11 protein-coding genes are annotated in these 14,911 nt (G+C 74.6%); 3 read left to right on the top strand and 8 right to left on the bottom strand.

Annotated features, from left to right (window positions below; genetic code table 11):
- Positions 1 to 2,400 (top strand): hypothetical protein (locus ADL08_RS27645; RefSeq protein ID WP_053647680.1); only part of this gene is annotated, 2,400 nt, incomplete at its 5' end.
- An 81-nt stretch (positions 2,401 to 2,481) separates the two neighbouring features.
- On the opposite strand, the gene nucS is transcribed toward ADL08_RS27645, so the two are convergent.
- Positions 2,482 to 3,153: an endonuclease NucS gene (nucS, locus tag ADL08_RS27640; RefSeq protein ID WP_053647678.1), complete on the bottom strand. Its 672-nt coding sequence runs from the start codon at positions 3,151 to 3,153 to the stop codon at positions 2,482 to 2,484.
- A 248-nt stretch (positions 3,154 to 3,401) separates the two neighbouring features.
- Here nucS and ADL08_RS27635 point away from each other — a divergent pair, with 248 nt between their 5' ends.
- Positions 3,402 to 3,794: an SCO5389 family protein gene (locus tag ADL08_RS27635; protein WP_053647676.1), complete on the top strand. Its 393-nt coding sequence runs from the start codon at positions 3,402 to 3,404 to the stop codon at positions 3,792 to 3,794.
- Between the two features lie 138 nt (positions 3,795 to 3,932).
- Here the strand turns inward: ADL08_RS27635 and ADL08_RS27630 are convergent, their stop codons facing one another.
- Entirely contained in the window at positions 3,933 to 4,967 is a 1,035-nt protein-coding gene (locus ADL08_RS27630) for an LLM class flavin-dependent oxidoreductase (RefSeq protein ID WP_053647674.1), read from the bottom strand.
- Between the two features lie 199 nt (positions 4,968 to 5,166).
- On the opposite strand from ADL08_RS27630, the gene ADL08_RS27625 reads away from it, so the two are divergent.
- Positions 5,167 to 5,493, top strand: a complete 327-nt coding sequence (locus ADL08_RS27625; protein ID WP_053647672.1) for a hypothetical protein — start codon at positions 5,167 to 5,169, stop codon at positions 5,491 to 5,493.
- A gap of 11 nt (positions 5,494 to 5,504) precedes the next feature.
- Here the strand turns inward: ADL08_RS27625 and ADL08_RS27620 are convergent, their stop codons facing one another.
- From ADL08_RS27620 to scy, 6 genes are all read right to left on the bottom strand, one after another.
- Positions 5,505 to 6,341, bottom strand: a complete 837-nt coding sequence (locus tag ADL08_RS27620) for an ABC transporter permease subunit (RefSeq protein ID WP_053647670.1) — start codon at positions 6,339 to 6,341, stop codon at positions 5,505 to 5,507.
- Positions 6,338 to 7,495, bottom strand: coding sequence for an ABC transporter ATP-binding protein (locus ADL08_RS27615; protein ID WP_053647669.1), 1,158 nt, complete (start codon positions 7,493 to 7,495; stop codon positions 6,338 to 6,340). Before ADL08_RS27615 ends, ADL08_RS27620 begins: the two co-directional genes overlap by 4 nt.
- A 143-nt stretch (positions 7,496 to 7,638) precedes the next feature.
- Positions 7,639 to 8,418, bottom strand: a complete 780-nt coding sequence (locus ADL08_RS27610) for an ABC transporter permease (protein ID WP_053647666.1) — start codon at positions 8,416 to 8,418, stop codon at positions 7,639 to 7,641.
- 3 nt (positions 8,419 to 8,421) lie between these two features.
- The gene (locus ADL08_RS27605) at positions 8,422 to 9,390 is read right to left on the bottom strand and encodes an ABC transporter ATP-binding protein (RefSeq protein ID WP_053647665.1); all 969 of its coding nucleotides are present in this window, start codon (positions 9,388 to 9,390) and stop codon (positions 8,422 to 8,424) included.
- Between the two features lie 88 nt (positions 9,391 to 9,478).
- The gene (locus ADL08_RS27600) at positions 9,479 to 10,414 is read right to left on the bottom strand and encodes a cellulose-binding protein (protein ID WP_053647663.1); all 936 of its coding nucleotides are present in this window, start codon (positions 10,412 to 10,414) and stop codon (positions 9,479 to 9,481) included.
- A gap of 114 nt (positions 10,415 to 10,528) precedes the next feature.
- Positions 10,529 to 14,863: a polarized growth protein Scy gene (scy, locus tag ADL08_RS27595; RefSeq protein ID WP_053647661.1), complete on the bottom strand. Its 4,335-nt coding sequence runs from the start codon at positions 14,861 to 14,863 to the stop codon at positions 10,529 to 10,531.
- Positions 14,864 to 14,911 lie beyond the last annotated feature (48 nt).

Below are 14,911 nucleotides of genomic sequence, written 5' to 3'. Positions count from 1 at the left end.
CCCGAGGAACGCGCCGAGGCCGCCCGCGCCGCCGCCCCGCCCGTACCGCCCGGCCCGGCCGCCCCCGTCCTGCCGCTCCTCGAACGCCAGGAGGAGCGCGAGCGGCTCACCGCCGTCCTCGGCCGGGGCCGCTCCGCCCGGCTGCTCGGCGTCCCCGGCTCCGGCCGCACCGCCCTCCTCGACGCGGTCGTCGCCGACTGCGCCGGCCTCGCCCCCGACGGCGTCGTCCGCCTCTCCGGCCACCACCGCACCGCCGGCGAACTCCTCCACGAGCTCTTCGCCGCCGTCCGGCACGCCCCCGGCCTGCGCCCCGACCGGCCCGCGCTCCTCGACCGGCTCCGCGACGTCGGCGCCGTGGTCGTCGTCGACGACCTGGAGTTCGGCGGCGCCGCCCTCGACGAACTCCTCGCCGCCGCCCCCGAGTGCGCCTTCCTCCTCGCCGCGTCCCCCGAGACGCCCGCCCCCTCGGCCGCCGCCCTCCTGGAAGAGGTCCTGCTCGCCGGGCTCGGCCGCGGCGCCGCCCTGAAGCTCCTGGAGAGCGCCGTCGGCCGCACCCTCACCGACGAGGAGGCCAACTGGGCCGGCGACCTGTGGTTCGAGTCCGAGGGCCTGCCCCTCCGCTTCGTCCAGGCCGGCGCCCTGCTCCGCCAGCGCGACCGGCTGCGCGTCACCCCCGCCGAGTTCGACGCCTTCGGCGCCCTCGAAGAGGCCTTCGGACCCACCGACCCCGACGCGGCGGCGAAGGCCGCGGCCGCCGCCTTCGACGGCGTCGACGACCCCGACGTCGAACTGCGCGAGATACCCCTGCCCAGCCTCGGCGAGGGCGCCGCCCCCGCCGCCCTCCTCGCCTCCCGGCTCAGCCGCTCCGCCCAGAGCGCCCTGCGCTTCGCCGTCGCCCTCGGCGGCGAGGTCCCGCACCAGGCCCACCTGCCGGCCCTGGTCGGCGACACCCACGCCGACGCCGCCCTCGGCGAACTCGTGGCCTGCGGCCTGCTCTCCCCGGCCGGCCCCCGCTACCGGCTCGCCGCCGGGGTCCTCACCCAGCTCCTCGCCCAGGGGTACGAGCCCGGGGCCGCCGGCCGCGCCCACACCGCCGCCCAGCACTACGCCTGGTGGGCCGCCCACCCCTCCGTCACCCCCGAGCGGGCCGCCGCCGAGTCCGACGCCCTGCTCGCCGCGCTCACCGCCCTCCTCCCCGCCCACGGCACCGACGCCGAAGCCGCCGCCGAGCACCGGGCCACCGCCGTCCTCCTCGCCCGCGCCGCCGCCCCCGCCCTCGCCGCCGGACTGCACTGGGGCGCCTGGGAGCGGGCCCTGCGGGCCGGCCAGGAGGCCGCCCGGCTGACCGGGGACGTCGCGGAGGAGGCCTACTTCCACCACGAGCTCGGCGTCCTCGCGATCTGCGCGGGCAACCTGGAGCGGGCCCGCGCCGAACTGGAGGCCTCCATCGGCATGCGCGGGGTGCTCGCCGACAAGCGCGGCACCGTCGCCGGCCGCCGGGCGCTCGCCCTCGTCGCCGACCTCTCCGGGGAGCACGCCGCCCCGCCGGGCCTCCGCGCCGAGGAACCCGTCTCCCCGCCGCGCGGCGTTCCGGCCGCCCGCCCCGCGCTCCCGGAACCGGTCACGGCCCCGCTGCCCGGCGGGCCCGTACGGGCCCCGGCCCCCGCCTTCCCCGCCTTCCCCGGCTTCGCCGACAAGGGCCCGGCGACCGCCCCGCACCCCGTCCCCGCCAAGGACGACGGCCGCCCCGGCCTCGGGGCCGGCATCCTCGACGGGGCCCGCCGCAACCTCGTCGCCGTCGGCGCGGGCGCGCTTCTCGTCGCCGTCCTCGGCACCGTCGTGACCCTCGGCGCCACCTCCGGCAACGGCGAGGACCAGGCCCCGCAGCGCGTCACCTCCGACAGCACCCCGACCCAGGGCGTCCCCGACGAGGAGTCCGAGACCACCGACGAGACGCCCGCCGACGACGAACCGGGGGAGACGGCCGCGCCCACCGGCTCCGGCACCCCGAGCCCCTCCGTCTCCGGCAGCGCCCCGCCGTCCTCCTCCACGAGCCCCGGCGCCACCGGCGGCTCGCCCTCCTCCTCGTCCTCGGACGGCCCGTCGGCGACGACGCCCCCGACGGAGACGACACGGCCCACGAGCCCGTCGACGCGGCCGACCACACCGGGCGGCCCGAAGCCGACGAAGACGCCCCCGAAGCCGAGCACCACACCGCCGAAGCCGCCGACGAAGCCCCCGACCGACCCTCCGACGGATCCGCCGACGGACCCGCCGACCACCACGCCGACGGAGACGACGTCCCCGCCCGCGGAGGGCAGCCCCAGCAACTCCGCCTCCGCCTCCCTCGGCGGCCCGCCCGCCCCCGCGGACTCCACCGCCACGGAGACCCCCGCCTGACCCCGTACCGGCGTACGGGAAAAGGGGCCGGCCCCGGGCGCGCTCACCGCGCCCGGGGCCGGCCCCGTCTCCGTACCGCCCCTAGAACAGGCGCAGTTTGTCGTCCTCGATGCCGCGCAGGGCGTTGTAGTCGAGGACCACGCAGCCGATCCCGCGGTCCGTCGCGAGCACCCGCGCCTGCGGCTTGATCTCCTGGGCCGCGAAGACGCCCCGCACCGGCGCCAGGTGCGGGTCGCGGTTGAGCAGCTCCAGGTAGCGGGTCAGCTGCTCGACGCCGTCGATCTCGCCGCGCCGCTTGATCTCCACCGCGACCGTCGCGCCGTCCGCGTCCCGGCACAGGATGTCCACGGGGCCGATCGCGGTCGGGTACTCGCGGCGGATCAGGGAGTAGCCGTCGCCGAGGGTCTCGATGCGGTCGGCGAGCAGCTCCTGGAGGTGCGCCTCCACACCGTCCTTGATGAGGCCCGGGTCCACGCCCAGCTCGTGCGAGGAGTCGTGGAGGACCTCCTCCATCGTGATGATCAGTTTCTCGCCCGCTTTGTTGATCACGGTCCAGATGCCGGCCTCGCCGTCGACGCCCTCCTTCAGCGTGCACGGCGGGGACATCCAGTTGAGCGGTTTGTACGCCCGGTCGTCCGCGTGGATGGAGACGCTGCCGTCTGCCTTCACCAGGATCAGACGGGGCGCGGAGGGCAGGTGGGCGGTGAGCCGGCCCGCGTAGTCGACGGAACAGCGGGCAATGACGAGACGCATGGTCGGCAACGCTACAAGACGCGCGCTCTTCCGCGCGATTCGGGCGGTGCCCGGACCCGTGGGGGGATCTTCATGAGCCGAACACCCGTCGGTTATCAGCCGGTTGTGTTCCCCATCTTCTGGTGCGGCCAGGACTGCGCGCTTACCGTGGAAGCTGGAGGTCGTCGTCCGTGCACGCTGCGTGGCGGACGGCCCGGCCTTCGCCCTGCCCGCAAGACCCCGTCCGCGGGGTCGCGAGAGGAGAACCCATGTCGCTCGACGTCTCACCGGCCCTGTTGGAACAGGCCGAGCGAGGCGAGGTCGACGAAGCCGACTTCGTCGACTGCGTCCGGACCTCCCTGCCCTACGCATGGGAGATGATCAGTTCTCTGGTGGCCCAGCTGAAGGTCGACGGCGGAGAGTTCGCCGACAACCAGACGCCGCCGCCGAATGAGCAGGCACGTGGTCAGCTGCTGCGCGCACTCGCGAGCGACGCCATCCGTGGCGCCCTGCAGCGGCACTTCGGGGTGCGTCTCGCCTTCCAGAACTGCCACCGGGTGGCGGTCTTCCCGCTGGACCCGGCGGTGGACGACCGGCTCGCCCGCTTCACTTCCACGAGGGGGCAGCTGCTCAACCAGTCCCCGGAACTGCGCGACTGCTGAGACATGGTGCTGCCGCTCCCCGTCGCGGGAGAAGGGGGCCGGTGCGGGCCGAAGCGCACCGGCGCGAAGGGATGCCGGAGCGGCAGCACAGTCACCCGGGAAGCGGGACCGCACGGCCCCGCGCCGGGCCCCGCCGGCTCACACCAGGAGCGGCAGGACCTCCGCGCCGAGGCGCCGGACGTTCTCCTCGGTCGCCGCGAGGTCGCCCGAGCCCTCCGCGAGCAGGGCGAAGCGCGTGATGCCCGTGCGCTCCGCCGTCGCCGCCAGCCGGTCCGCCGCGAGCCGGGGCGTGCCCACCGGGTGCAGCCCGCACAGCAGCTCCGTGTACGCCACGGGGTCCCGCATCGACCGGTGCCGCCCGTCCACCGTCACGTGCGCGTCGAGCCCCTGCCGCAGCCAGCCGGGCATCGCCTTCACCAGCGCCTCGGCCGCGTCCTCGCGCCGGTCCGCCAGCTGGGCCACGCCCGCCGACACGTGGTGGGAGCCGATCCGGGCGGTCTCGTCCGGGTCCCGCCCGGACTCCCGCGACCAGCGGGTCCAGGCCGCGACCATCTCGGCCTTGTCCTCGTCGCCGCAGTGCATCCCGAGCAGCATCGGAAGCCCGCGCTCGGCGGCCAGCCGCACGCTCTTGGGCGAGGTGCACGCCACCACCACCTCCGGGGCCGCCTCCCCGCCGATCAGCTCGCCGGGCCGGGGCACCACCGGCACCTCCCGGAAGGAGAACCGCTCCCCTCCGGCGCCGACGCGCGGCTCGGTCAGCCAGCGCAGCAGCAGGTCGAGCGACTCGGGGAAGCCCTGCTCGTACGCCTCCAGGCCCGCGCCGAACACCTCCAGGTCGACCCACGGACCGCCCCGGCCCACCCCGAGGGTGAACCTGCCGCCCGAGGTGAGGTGCAGCAGCGCCGCCTGCTCGCCCAGGGCGACCGGGTGGACGGTCGGCAGGACGCTCACCGCCGTGCCGACGCGCAGCCGCCGGGTGCGGCCGAGGAGCAGGGCCGCCAGCGTCACGGCCGAGGGACAGACCCCGTACGGGACGAAGTGGTGCTCGGCCAGCCAGACGGAGTCGAGCCCCGCCTCCTCGGCGACCTCGGCGGTCCGCACCGCGCGGTGCAGCGCCTCTCCCTGCCCCTGGCCCGGGAACTGTGCGGCCAGAACGAACGTACCCACGCGCATCGCCTTGTGCCTCCTTGCGGCCGACGCGTATCTCCCCCTCGCACTGGCGACAACGCCTGACACGTGCCAAAGGCAACGGCCGTTCATGAAGTTCTTGCGATTTTCGACGGGGCCCCCGCCCACCGGACCCGGGGCACCGCGTGGCGGCCCGTAGGCTGGAGGGAACCGTCCGTGTTCCCCGATCCCGTGAGGTGTGCCCGTGTCCCCGCGTCACAACCGCGTCCGAGGCCGCGAGAGATCCGAGCCGCAGGACGACCACGGCGACCGGTACGGCGGGGCGCAGCGCACCGAGAACTGGCAGGGCGAGGAGTGGTGCGTCCGCCTGGTCGCCGGGGCCAGCTCGCCCGGCAAGCGCTACCGCTGCCCGGGCTGCGACCAGGAGATCCCCTCCGGCGCCCCGCACGTGGTCGCCTGGCCGGAGTACGGCGGAGTGGACGACCGGCGGCACTGGCACAAGGCCTGCTGGAACGCGAAGGACCGCCGCACCAGCCGGGTGCAGCGGTCCCGCAACGCGCCGAGGTACTAGGGGGTGTCCGGCTACACGTCCCGGCTGTTCAGCACGGCGTAGGCCCCGGCGAGCGCCACCGCCGCCGTGCCCCCCATGATCAGCAGCGGCTCCCAGCCCGACGGACCGCTCTCGCCGAACGGCGGCTGCGCGCTGTACAGCGCGATCATCTGCGAGGGGATCGCGTACGTGAACAGCCACTCCTGCACCGCCCTCAGGGGCGCGGAGAACATGAAGAGGGCCGCCACCAGCGGCAGCAGCAGCAGGCCGATCATCACCGTGATCGCGCCCGCCGAGTGCCGGATGAGCGTGCCGATCGCCAGCGACAGCAGACCGAGCGCGGCCAGGTAGGCGCCCGCGCCGACCGTCGAGCGCAGCCACTCGCCCCCGGTCGGCGCCGCCGCGTCCACCATGGCGACCTGCGCCAGCGCGACCAGCGTCGCGACCACCGTGGTGACCGCGAAGACCAGCAGGAAGAAGACGATCGCCTTCGCCGTCAGGACCCGGGCCCGGCTCGGGCAGGCCGTCAGCGTCGTGCGGATCATGCCCGTGCCGTACTCGGACGCGATCGTGAGCACCCCGAGCGTGATCACGCAGATCGACGCCGGCAGCATCCCGAAGAAGCCGAAGGCGAGCGCCGTCTCGTCGCCCATCGACGCCTCGGAGGTCGAGGCGATGGCCGCCACGCCCAGGCCGATGGCCACCATCAGCAGGATCATGACGCCGAGCGTCCACACCGTCGAGCGCACCGAGCGGATCTTGGTCCACTCGGAGGCGAGGGCGTCCCCGAGGTGCGCCCGGCGGACCGGGATGGGGGAGACGTAGGAGTGCGGCGCCGGGGCGTGCTGCGGGTGGGCGGGGGCGGTCATCGGGCGTCCTTGGGGGTGTCGCTCGGCTGGGGAGTGCCCGGCCGCTCGGCCGGAGGGGCGTACGGACCCGGCGCGGGCGCCGGGCCGGGGGCCGGCGCCGTGGCGTACGGGTTCTGTCCGGGCGGCGGCGGGGCGTACCAGCCCTGCTGCGGCACGTCCTGGGCCACCGGCTGGGGCGGCAGCCCGTACCCCGGCTGTCCGGGCTGGAGCGGCGGCTGGAGGTGGGCGAGCCGGTCGTCGGTGGAGCGGTAGTCCACGGCGCCCTGCGTCAGGCGCATGTACGCCTCCTCCAGGGACGCCTGGTGCGGGGACAGCTCCCAGAGCCGTACGTCCGCGCCGTGCGCCAGGTCGCTGATCCTCGGCAGGGGCAGGCCGGTCACCCGCAGCGCCCCGTCCGGCTCGGAGAGGACCTGGCCGCCGGACTCCGTCAGGACCGCCGTCAGCTTCTCGCGCTGCGCCGGCTCGGTCCCCGGCGTCCGCACCCGGGCGAAGTCGGCGGAGTTCGCCGAGATGAACTCCTTGACGCTCATGTCCGCGAGCAGCTGCCCCCGGCCGATCACGATCAGGTGGTCCGCCGTCAGCGCCATCTCGCTCATGAGGTGGCTGGAGACGAAGACCGTCCGGCCCTCGGCGGCCAGCTTCTTCATCAGGTTCCGCACCCAGAGGATGCCCTCGGGGTCCAGACCGTTGACGGGCTCGTCGAAGAGCAGCACCTGCGGGTCGCCGAGGAGCGCCGCCGCGATGCCGAGCCGCTGGCCCATGCCGAGCGAGAAGCCCTTGGAGCGCCGCCTGGCCACGTCCTGGAGGCCGACCACGCCGAGGACCTCGTCGACCCGCTGCGCCGGGATGCCGGCGAGCTGGGCGAGCGAGAGGAGGTGGCTGCGCGCGCTCCGGCCGCCGTGCACGGCCTTGGCGTCGAGGAGCGCGCCCACCTGCCGGGGCGCGTTCGGCAGCTGCCGGAAGGGGTGGCCGCCGATCGTCACGTGACCCGCCGAGGGCTGGTCGAGCCCCAGGATCATCCGCATCGTCGTCGACTTCCCGGAGCCGTTGGGCCCCAGGAAGCCGGTCACCACGCCGGGCCTCACCCGGAAGGAAAGGTCGTACACGGCCGTCTTGGCGCCGTAGCGCTTCGTCAGGCCGACTGCCTCGATCATTCTGCAGCCCCATCGACAGGTCGGTCGGATCCGTGCCGGGGCGCGGCGTCCGTCGGCCGGAGCCCCCCGTATGAGCTAGGAGCTTATCGAGCCGTTGACGGTTCCGGCCAAACAGAAAAGGTCGGGCGTCCCGCTTCCGGGGATCAGGCGTCCCGCTTCTTCAGCACCAGGTAGCCGCCGAGCAGGGCCGCCGCCACCCACAGCACCATGATCCCGAGCCCGCCCCACGGGCCGTACGGGGGCCTGTCCGAGTCCAGGGCGCCCGGCACCACCTGCATGATCTTCGACCCGGCCTGGTCCGGGAAGTAGCGGGCCACCTCCCTGGCCCCCGGCACCGCCATCAGGATCCGCGAGATCAGCAGGAAGAAGGGCACCAGGATGCCCAGCGAGAGCACCGACGAGCGCAGCATCGCCGCCACCCCCATCGAGAAGACCGCGATCAGGCCCATGTAGAGCCCGCCGCCGACCACTGCCCGCAGCACGTTGTCCGCGCCGATCGTCGTCCGGTGCTCGCCGAGCAGCGCCTGCCCCAGGAAGAAGGAGAGGAAGCTCGTCGCCAGGCTCACCAGGAGCGCGAGCACCCCGGCCACCGCGACCTTCGAGAAGAGGAAGGTCCCCCGCCCGGGCACGGCCGCCAGCGAGGTGCGGATCATGCCGGAGGAGTACTCGGTCCCCACCACCAGGACGCCGAAGACCACCATCGCCAGCTGCCCCAGGATCATCCCGGAGAAGCTGACCGTGGTCGGGTCGAAGGTGAACCGCTCGGCCTCGGACAGGCTGTCGAAGTTGGCGGCCGTGAGCGCGGACAGGCCCGCTCCCATGCCCGCCGTGACGAGCAGGGCGCTCGCCAGGGTCCAGACGGTCGACGACACCGTCCGGATCTTGGTCCACTCGGACCGGAGGACCGCGGATGCCGCTGTCATCGTTCAGGCTCCCTCGGAGGTCGTGCCCCACCGGGGGCCCGGCGCCTGCGCGCCGCCGTGTACATCGGTGCCGTGCGCGTGGTACTCCACCGCGCCCGCCGTCATCTGCATGAAGGCCTCTTCGAGGGAGGCGCGCTGGGAGCTCAGCTCGTGCAGCACGAGCCCGTTCTCGGCCGCCAGCTCGCCCAGCTTCTCGGTGGTCGCCCCGTCCACCTCCAGGACCCCGCCGTCCGTCTCGACCGCGACGAAGCCGTTGGCGTGCAGCACGTCCCGCAGCCCCTCCCGCTGCGGCGAACGCAGCCGCACATAACTGCGTGAATTCTGCTGGATGAAATCCGCCATCGACGTGTCGGCCAGCAGCTTTCCCTGCCCGATCACGATCAGGTGATCGGCCGTCAGCGCCATTTCGCTCATGAGGTGGCTGGAAACGAAGATCGTCCGCCCTTCGGACGCCAACGCCTTCATGAGATTGCGGATCCAGTGAATTCCCTCGGGGTCCAGACCATTGACGGGTTCGTCGAACATCAGGATCTCGGGATCACCGAGGAGCGCGGAGGCGATGCCGAGCCGCTGCCCCATGCCGAGGGAGAAACCCTTCGACTTCCTCTTCGCGACCGGTGTCAGGCCCACCAGGCCGAGCACCTCGTCCACCCGCTGCCGCGGAATGCGGTTCGACTGCGCCAGGCACAGCAGGTTGTCGTACGCCGAACGGCCGCCGTGCATCGCCTTGGCGTCGAGCAGCGCCCCGATGTGCTTCAGCGGCTCGTCCAGCTCGCGGTAGTGCTTCCCGTCGATCCGGACCGTCCCGCTCGTCGGGTTGTCCAGGTCCAGCATCATCCGCATCGTCGTCGACTTGCCCGCCCCGTTCGGCCCGAGGAAGCCGGTCACCACGCCGGGCCGCACCTGGAAGGAGAGGTGGTCGACCGCGGTCTTCGTCCCGTAGCGCTTGGTCAGGCCCTCCAGCTCGATCATGCGACCAACCTACGGGCGCGCGGAACCCCCCGCCACCGGAGTGGCGGGGGGTTCCCGGGGCGTCGTCGGACCGTCGTCCGGCGTGCCGTTACCGCGTCTGCTGGGCCGGGACGCCGGCCTGCCGCTCGTCGTCGATCGGGGAGCCGGCCGCCGCCACCGCGGCACCGGTCAGCGTCGCCAGCATCTCGCGGACGTTGGTCAGCTGCGCGTTGATCGAGTCCCGGCGGTTCGTCAGGGCCGCCAGCTCGCGCTCCGATTCGCTGCGGATGCGGTCGGCCTTGGCGTTCGCGTCGGCCACGATGTCCTCGGCCTGGCGCTGCGCGGTCTCCACCGTCTGGCGGGCCCGGCGCTCCGCGTCCGTACGCAGCTTCTCGGCCTCCAGGCGGAGCTGCTCGGCCCGGTGCTCGATCTCCGCCAGGCGCTTCTCGGCCTTCGCCTGACGCGAGGCCAGGTCCCGCTCCGACTGCTCGCGGCGCTTCGCCAGGTTGGTCTCGAAGTCCGCGGCGGCCTGGGCGGCCTTGGCGCGGGTCTCCTCGAAGAGGGCGTCCGCCTCCTCGCGCTTCGACTGCGCGTCCTTCTGCGCCTCGGCGCGCAGCGAGTTGGCCTCGCCCTGCGCCTTCTCGACGATCCGGACGCCCTCGTCCTCGGCCTTGGCCTTGCGGTCGGACGCGAACGACTCCGCGTCGTTGCGCACCTGCTGGGCGGCCGACTCGGCCAGCTCGCGGTGCTGCTCGGCGGCGCGACGGGCCTCCTCACGCAGGTCCTTCGCCTCCTCCTCGGCGAGCCGGAGGATCTTCTCGACCCGGGCGCCGAGCCCCGCGTACGACGGCTCGGCGTCGGTGACCTGTGCCTGGGCGTTCTGCGTTTCGAGGTGGAGCTCCTCGATGCGCTTCTCCAGAGAGGTGATGCGCGAAAGAGCACTGTCGCGGTCGGCCACGAGCTTGGTAATGCGGTCGTCCACCTGACCGCGGTCGTAACCGCGCCGCACGAGCTCGAAGCCGAAGGGGGAGGAAGTGTCGCTCATGGGGTTCCTGTCGAATGAGACCGGTGAGGTGTTAGAGGGAATCCTAGGGGCCGAAGCGGCGTGTCATCGAGCGTATGCCTGTTTGGTCTGGAGAATGTCCAGCCTTTTGAGTGGCTAGCCGTCCTGGGACTTGCCACTCGTACGGGTGGAACCCGCCGAGGCCCCCGCTCTGGCGCCCACCGCCCCCGAGGACTTCGCACCGCCCGGGGTCTCGAAAGACTCCAACGCCTCCAGCACGTCCTGGACACGGGAGATCTCGGCGTTGATGTCCTTGCGCCTGCGCACCAGCACCTCCAGCTCGCGCTTGCCCTCCGCGATCGTCTCCTCGGCCTCGGCCGCCGCCTCGGTCCTGATCCGCTCGGCCTCCGCCTTGATGCCCTCGGCCTCCGCGACGAGCGACGCCTTCTTCTGCTCGGCCTCCTTGAGGAGCGCCTCGGCCTTCCGCACCGCGGCGATCCGGACCTTGCTCGCCTCCGAACTCGCGTCGGAGACCAGCTCCTTCGCCTTCTCCTCGGCCTCGGCGCGCTGCTCCGTCGCCGCCTTCACCAGCTTGTCGACCCGCTCGCCGGCCGTCTTCATCTGCTCGGCCGTCTCGCGCCGCGCCCGCTCGTGCAGCTCCTCGATCTCGCCCTCGATCCGGCTCCGCAGCTCCTCGGCCCGCTCCCTTATGGCCGTCGCGTCGCCGCGCGTCCCGACCAGGAGCTCGTCCGCGTCCGTACGGGCCTTCTCCACCAGCGAGTTGCCCTCGACGGTCGCCTCGGCGACGATCCGCCCGGCCTCCTTGCGGGCCGCGCCGACCATCAGGTCCGCCTGCGACTCGGCCTCCGTGGTGACGCGCAGCGCCTCCTCGCGGGCCTTGTCGATGAGCTGGTCCGCCTGCTCGGCCGCGTCCGAGCGCTTCTTGGCCCCGGCCTCCCGCGCCTCATCCAGGACCCGGTCCGCCTCCTCGCGGGCCTCCGCGCGCATCCGCTCGGCCGCCGCCTCGGCGTCCGCCCTCAGCCGCTCCGAACCGGCGCGGATCTCCTCGGCGTCCCGCCGCGCGGAGCCCACCGTCGCCTCGGCCCCGGCGCGCGCCTCCGCCACGACCGCCTCGGCCAGTTCGGCGGCTTCGCGGGTGAGGCGCTCGGCCTCGCTCGTGGCCTCGGCGACGAGGGCGTCGGCCTGCTCGGCGGCGTCGCCGCGGCGCTTGTCGGCGGCCCTGCGGGCCTCGTCGAGGACCTGCTCGCCGTCCGCGAGGGCCGCGGCCCGCAGCGCCTGGGCGTGCGCCTCGCCGTCGATCCTGACCTGCTCGGCCTCGGCGCGGATGCGCAGGGCGTCCTGCTCGGTCGTCTCCATGAGCTCGACCGCCTCGGCGGTGAGCCGCTCGGCCTCGGCCGTCGCCTCGGAGGTGACCCGCTCGGCCAGTTCGGCGGCCTCGCGGGTGAGCCGCTCGGCCTCGCTCGCGGCCTCGGCGACGAGGGCGTCGGCCTGCTCGGCGGCGTCGGCACGGCGCTTGTCGGCGGCCCTGCGGGCCTCGTCGAGGACCTGCTCGCCGTCCGTGATCGCGGCCGTCCGCAGCGCCTCCGCGTGCGCCTCGCCGTCCGTCCTGACCTGCTCGGCCTCGGTACGGACGCGCAGGGCGTCCTGCTCGGTCGTCTCCATGAGCTCGACCGCCTCGGCGGTGAGCCGGTCCGCCTCGGCCCGCGCCTCGCCGACCACCGTCTCGGCCCGCTCCGCGGCCTCCGAACGGATCCGGTTCGCGTCGTCCCGGGCGTCCGCCCGCGTGCGGGCCGCGTCCTGCTCGGCCGCGGCGAGCGAGTCCGTCACCTCGGTCCGCACCCGCTGCGCGTACTCGGCGGTGTCCGCCCGCAGCTTCTCCGACTCGGCGAGCGCGTCCGTGACGGTCCGCTCGGCCAGCGCCTTCGCGGCGTCGGTCTCCTCCTGGGCACGCGCCCGCGTGCGGGCCGCGTCCTCGGTCGCCCGCTCCCGCTCCTCGTACGCGTCGGCGCGGACCCGGTCCGCCTCCTCCCGCGCCTCGCCGCGCGTCCGCTCGGCCGCGTGCTCGGCCGCCGACCGCAGCCCGGCGACCTCCTCCTCGGCCTGCTCGCGCAGACCGGCCACCGAGTCCCGCACCTCCTGGGCGGTCTGCTCGGCCGCCGCGACCATCTCGGTCGCCCGCGCGTCCGCCTCCTCGACCAGGCGCTGCGCCTCGGTCTGGGCGTCCTCGACCCGCTTGCGGGCCGCGGCGAGCAGCTCCTCGGACTGCTCGCGGGCCAGCTCGCGCTCCCGGCCGGCCTCGGAACGGGCCGACTCCAGCGTCTCCTCGGCCTCCCGGCGGCGCCGGACGGCCTCCTCCTGCGCGGCGGCCAGCGCCTCGGCGGCCTCGGCGGCCACCCGCTCGGCGGCGGCCGCGGCCTCCGCCCGCACCCGGTCGGCGGTCTCCTGGGCCTCCGACCGCAGCCGCTCGGCCTCGTCGGACGCCTCCGTGCGCAGCCGTACGGCCGCGGTCTCGGCCTCGGTGCGCGCGGCGGACGCGTCCGCCGCCGCCTCGGCCCGCAGCCGCTCGGCCTCCTGCTCGGCCTGCTCCCGGAAGGCGCGGACGCGCTCGGCGGCCTCGGTCCGCAGCCGCTCCGTCTCCTCGGCGGCCTCGCGCCGGATCCGCTCGCCCTCGGCGCGCGCGTCGGTGAGCTCCTCCCCGGCGGACACCACCTTCGCCTCGGCCTCGGCGTGCAGCCGGGTCAGCTCCTCGGCGGCCTCCGCGCGCCGGGCCCCGGCGGCCCGCTCGGCGTCCGCGCGCAGCCCCGCCGCGGCCGTCTCGGCCGCGGTCCGCACCGCGTCGGCCTGCTCCTCGGCCTCGACCCGCAGCCGCTCGGCCTCGGCGCGGGTGCGCTCCAGGGTCTCCTCGGCCTGGGCGCGGAGCGTCTGGGCGCGCTCCATCGCCTCGGACTTGACCTTCTCGCTCTCGGCGCCGGCCTTCGTCCGCTGCTCTTCGGCGTCCGTACGGGCCTTGGACAGCAGCTCCTCGGCGGTCTTCGCCGCCTCCTCGATCTGCTGGAGCGCCTCGCGGCGCGCCTCGCCGCGGATCCGCTCGCCCTCGTCGATGGCCTCGCCGCGCAGCTGCTCGGCCTCGCCGCGCAGCCGCCGCGCCTCCTCCTGGAGCTCGACGGTCTTGGCGCGGTACTCCTTGGTGTCGTCCTTCGCCGAACCGAGCAGCTCGTCGGCCTGCTCCCCGGCCCGGGCGCGCAGCCGGTCGGCCTCGGTCTCGGCCTCGCGGCGGACCCGCTCGGCCTCCTCGGCGGCCTTGCGGGTGGTCTCCCGGGCCTCCTCGGACGCCTTGGTGAGGATCTCCTCGGCGCTGCGGGCGGCCTTGGCGAGCGCGGCGGCGGAGTCCTCGGCGGCGGCCGTACGGGCCTTGTCGGAGGCCTCCGTGACGAGCTTCTCCGCCTCGGCGGTCGCCTCGCGCAGCTTCTCCTCGGCGTCGGCCTTGAGCGCCTCGGCCTCCTTGGTGGCCTCGCCGACGAGCCGCGCGATCTCCGCCTTGGCCGTACGGGTGCGCTGCTCGTTGACCGACTCGGCGGAGGACAGCTGCCGGGCGGCGGCCTCCTTGGCCTCGGTGAGCGACTTCTCGGCCTCGGCGCGGGCGAGCCGCAGCTTCTCCTCGGCCTCCTGCATCCGCTGCTCGGCGGCGCGGGACAGCTCGGTGGCCTGGCGGCGGGCCTGGTCGGTCTCGGCCGCGGTGGAGGAGCGGAGCTGCTCGGCGTGGCTGGTGGCCTCCTGCGCCTGGCTGGACGCGGCCCCGAGGAGCCGCTCGGCGTCCTTGCGGGCGCGCAGCAGGATCGCCTCGGCCTCGGCGCGGGCGGACTCCGCCTCGGCGCCGGCGCGGCGGCTGGTCTCCTCGGCGAGCCGGGTGGCCTCGGCGCGGGCGGTGGCGAGCGCCTGCTCGGCCTCCGCGCGGGACTCCTCCATCAGCCGGCGGGCCTGGGACTCCGTACGGGCGCGCAGCTGTTCGGCCCAGGCGACGTTCTCGTTGACGTGCGCCTCGACGGTCTGGCGGCGCTCGTTCAGTTCCTGGTCCAGCTGCTGACGGCGCTGGACGGCCTCGTTGTGCAGCTCGGCCTGGAGCCGCGCCTGGTGCTCGGCGTGCTCCTGGAGGATGCGCTGGGTCTGGGCCCGGGCCTCGCGCAGCTCGCGCTCGGCGTCCTGGCGGAGCTGCTCGGCCTGAGCCTGCGCGTTCCGCAGCATCTGCTCGGCCTGGTAACCGATGTCGGCGCTGTCGTAGGCGGGCCGGGACGCGATGGTGCGGCGCGCCTCGTGGAGCTTGGCGCGCAAGACCTCGACCTGGTAACCGAGGTCCTCGGCGTGCTGGACGGCCTTCTCGCGCTCGGTCTTCAGCCGGTCCATCTCGGCTTCGAACCGGGCGAGATGGTCGTCTTCAGCTCGGTGGCTCTCCTGGCGTTCGTAGCCCCGCACTGCGCGGTCCCATCCTTCCCCGAGCTCTCAACGCGTTCGAGCAGGGGA

This window comes from Streptomyces sp. NRRL F-6492, assembly GCF_001280125.1.
Classification (GTDB): Bacteria; Actinomycetota; Actinomycetes; order Streptomycetales; family Streptomycetaceae; genus Streptomyces.
Note: the sequence above shows the minus strand (reverse complement) of the source record. Positions and strands in the feature narration are given on the sequence as shown.

What these genes read in the sequence shown, in the direction of transcription:
- nucS (WP_053647678.1), bottom strand. Translation starts at nt 3,153, where the DNA reads ATGCGTCTCGTCATTGCCCGCTGTTCCGTCGACTACGCGGGCCGGCTC.
- ADL08_RS27635 (WP_053647676.1), top strand. Translation starts at nt 3,402, where the DNA reads ATGTCGCTCGACGTCTCACCGGCCCTGTTGGAACAGGCCGAGCGAGGC.
- ADL08_RS27630 (WP_053647674.1), bottom strand. Translation starts at nt 4,967, where the DNA reads ATGCGCGTGGGTACGTTCGTTCTGGCCGCACAGTTCCCGGGCCAGGGG.
- ADL08_RS27620 (WP_053647670.1), bottom strand. Translation starts at nt 6,341, where the DNA reads ATGACCGCCCCCGCCCACCCGCAGCACGCCCCGGCGCCGCACTCCTAC.
- ADL08_RS27615 (WP_053647669.1), bottom strand. Translation starts at nt 7,495, where the DNA reads ATGATCGAGGCAGTCGGCCTGACGAAGCGCTACGGCGCCAAGACGGCC.
- ADL08_RS27610 (WP_053647666.1), bottom strand. Translation starts at nt 8,418, where the DNA reads ATGACAGCGGCATCCGCGGTCCTCCGGTCCGAGTGGACCAAGATCCGG.
- ADL08_RS27605 (WP_053647665.1), bottom strand. Translation starts at nt 9,390, where the DNA reads ATGATCGAGCTGGAGGGCCTGACCAAGCGCTACGGGACGAAGACCGCG.
- ADL08_RS27600 (WP_053647663.1), bottom strand. Translation starts at nt 10,414, where the DNA reads ATGAGCGACACTTCCTCCCCCTTCGGCTTCGAGCTCGTGCGGCGCGGT.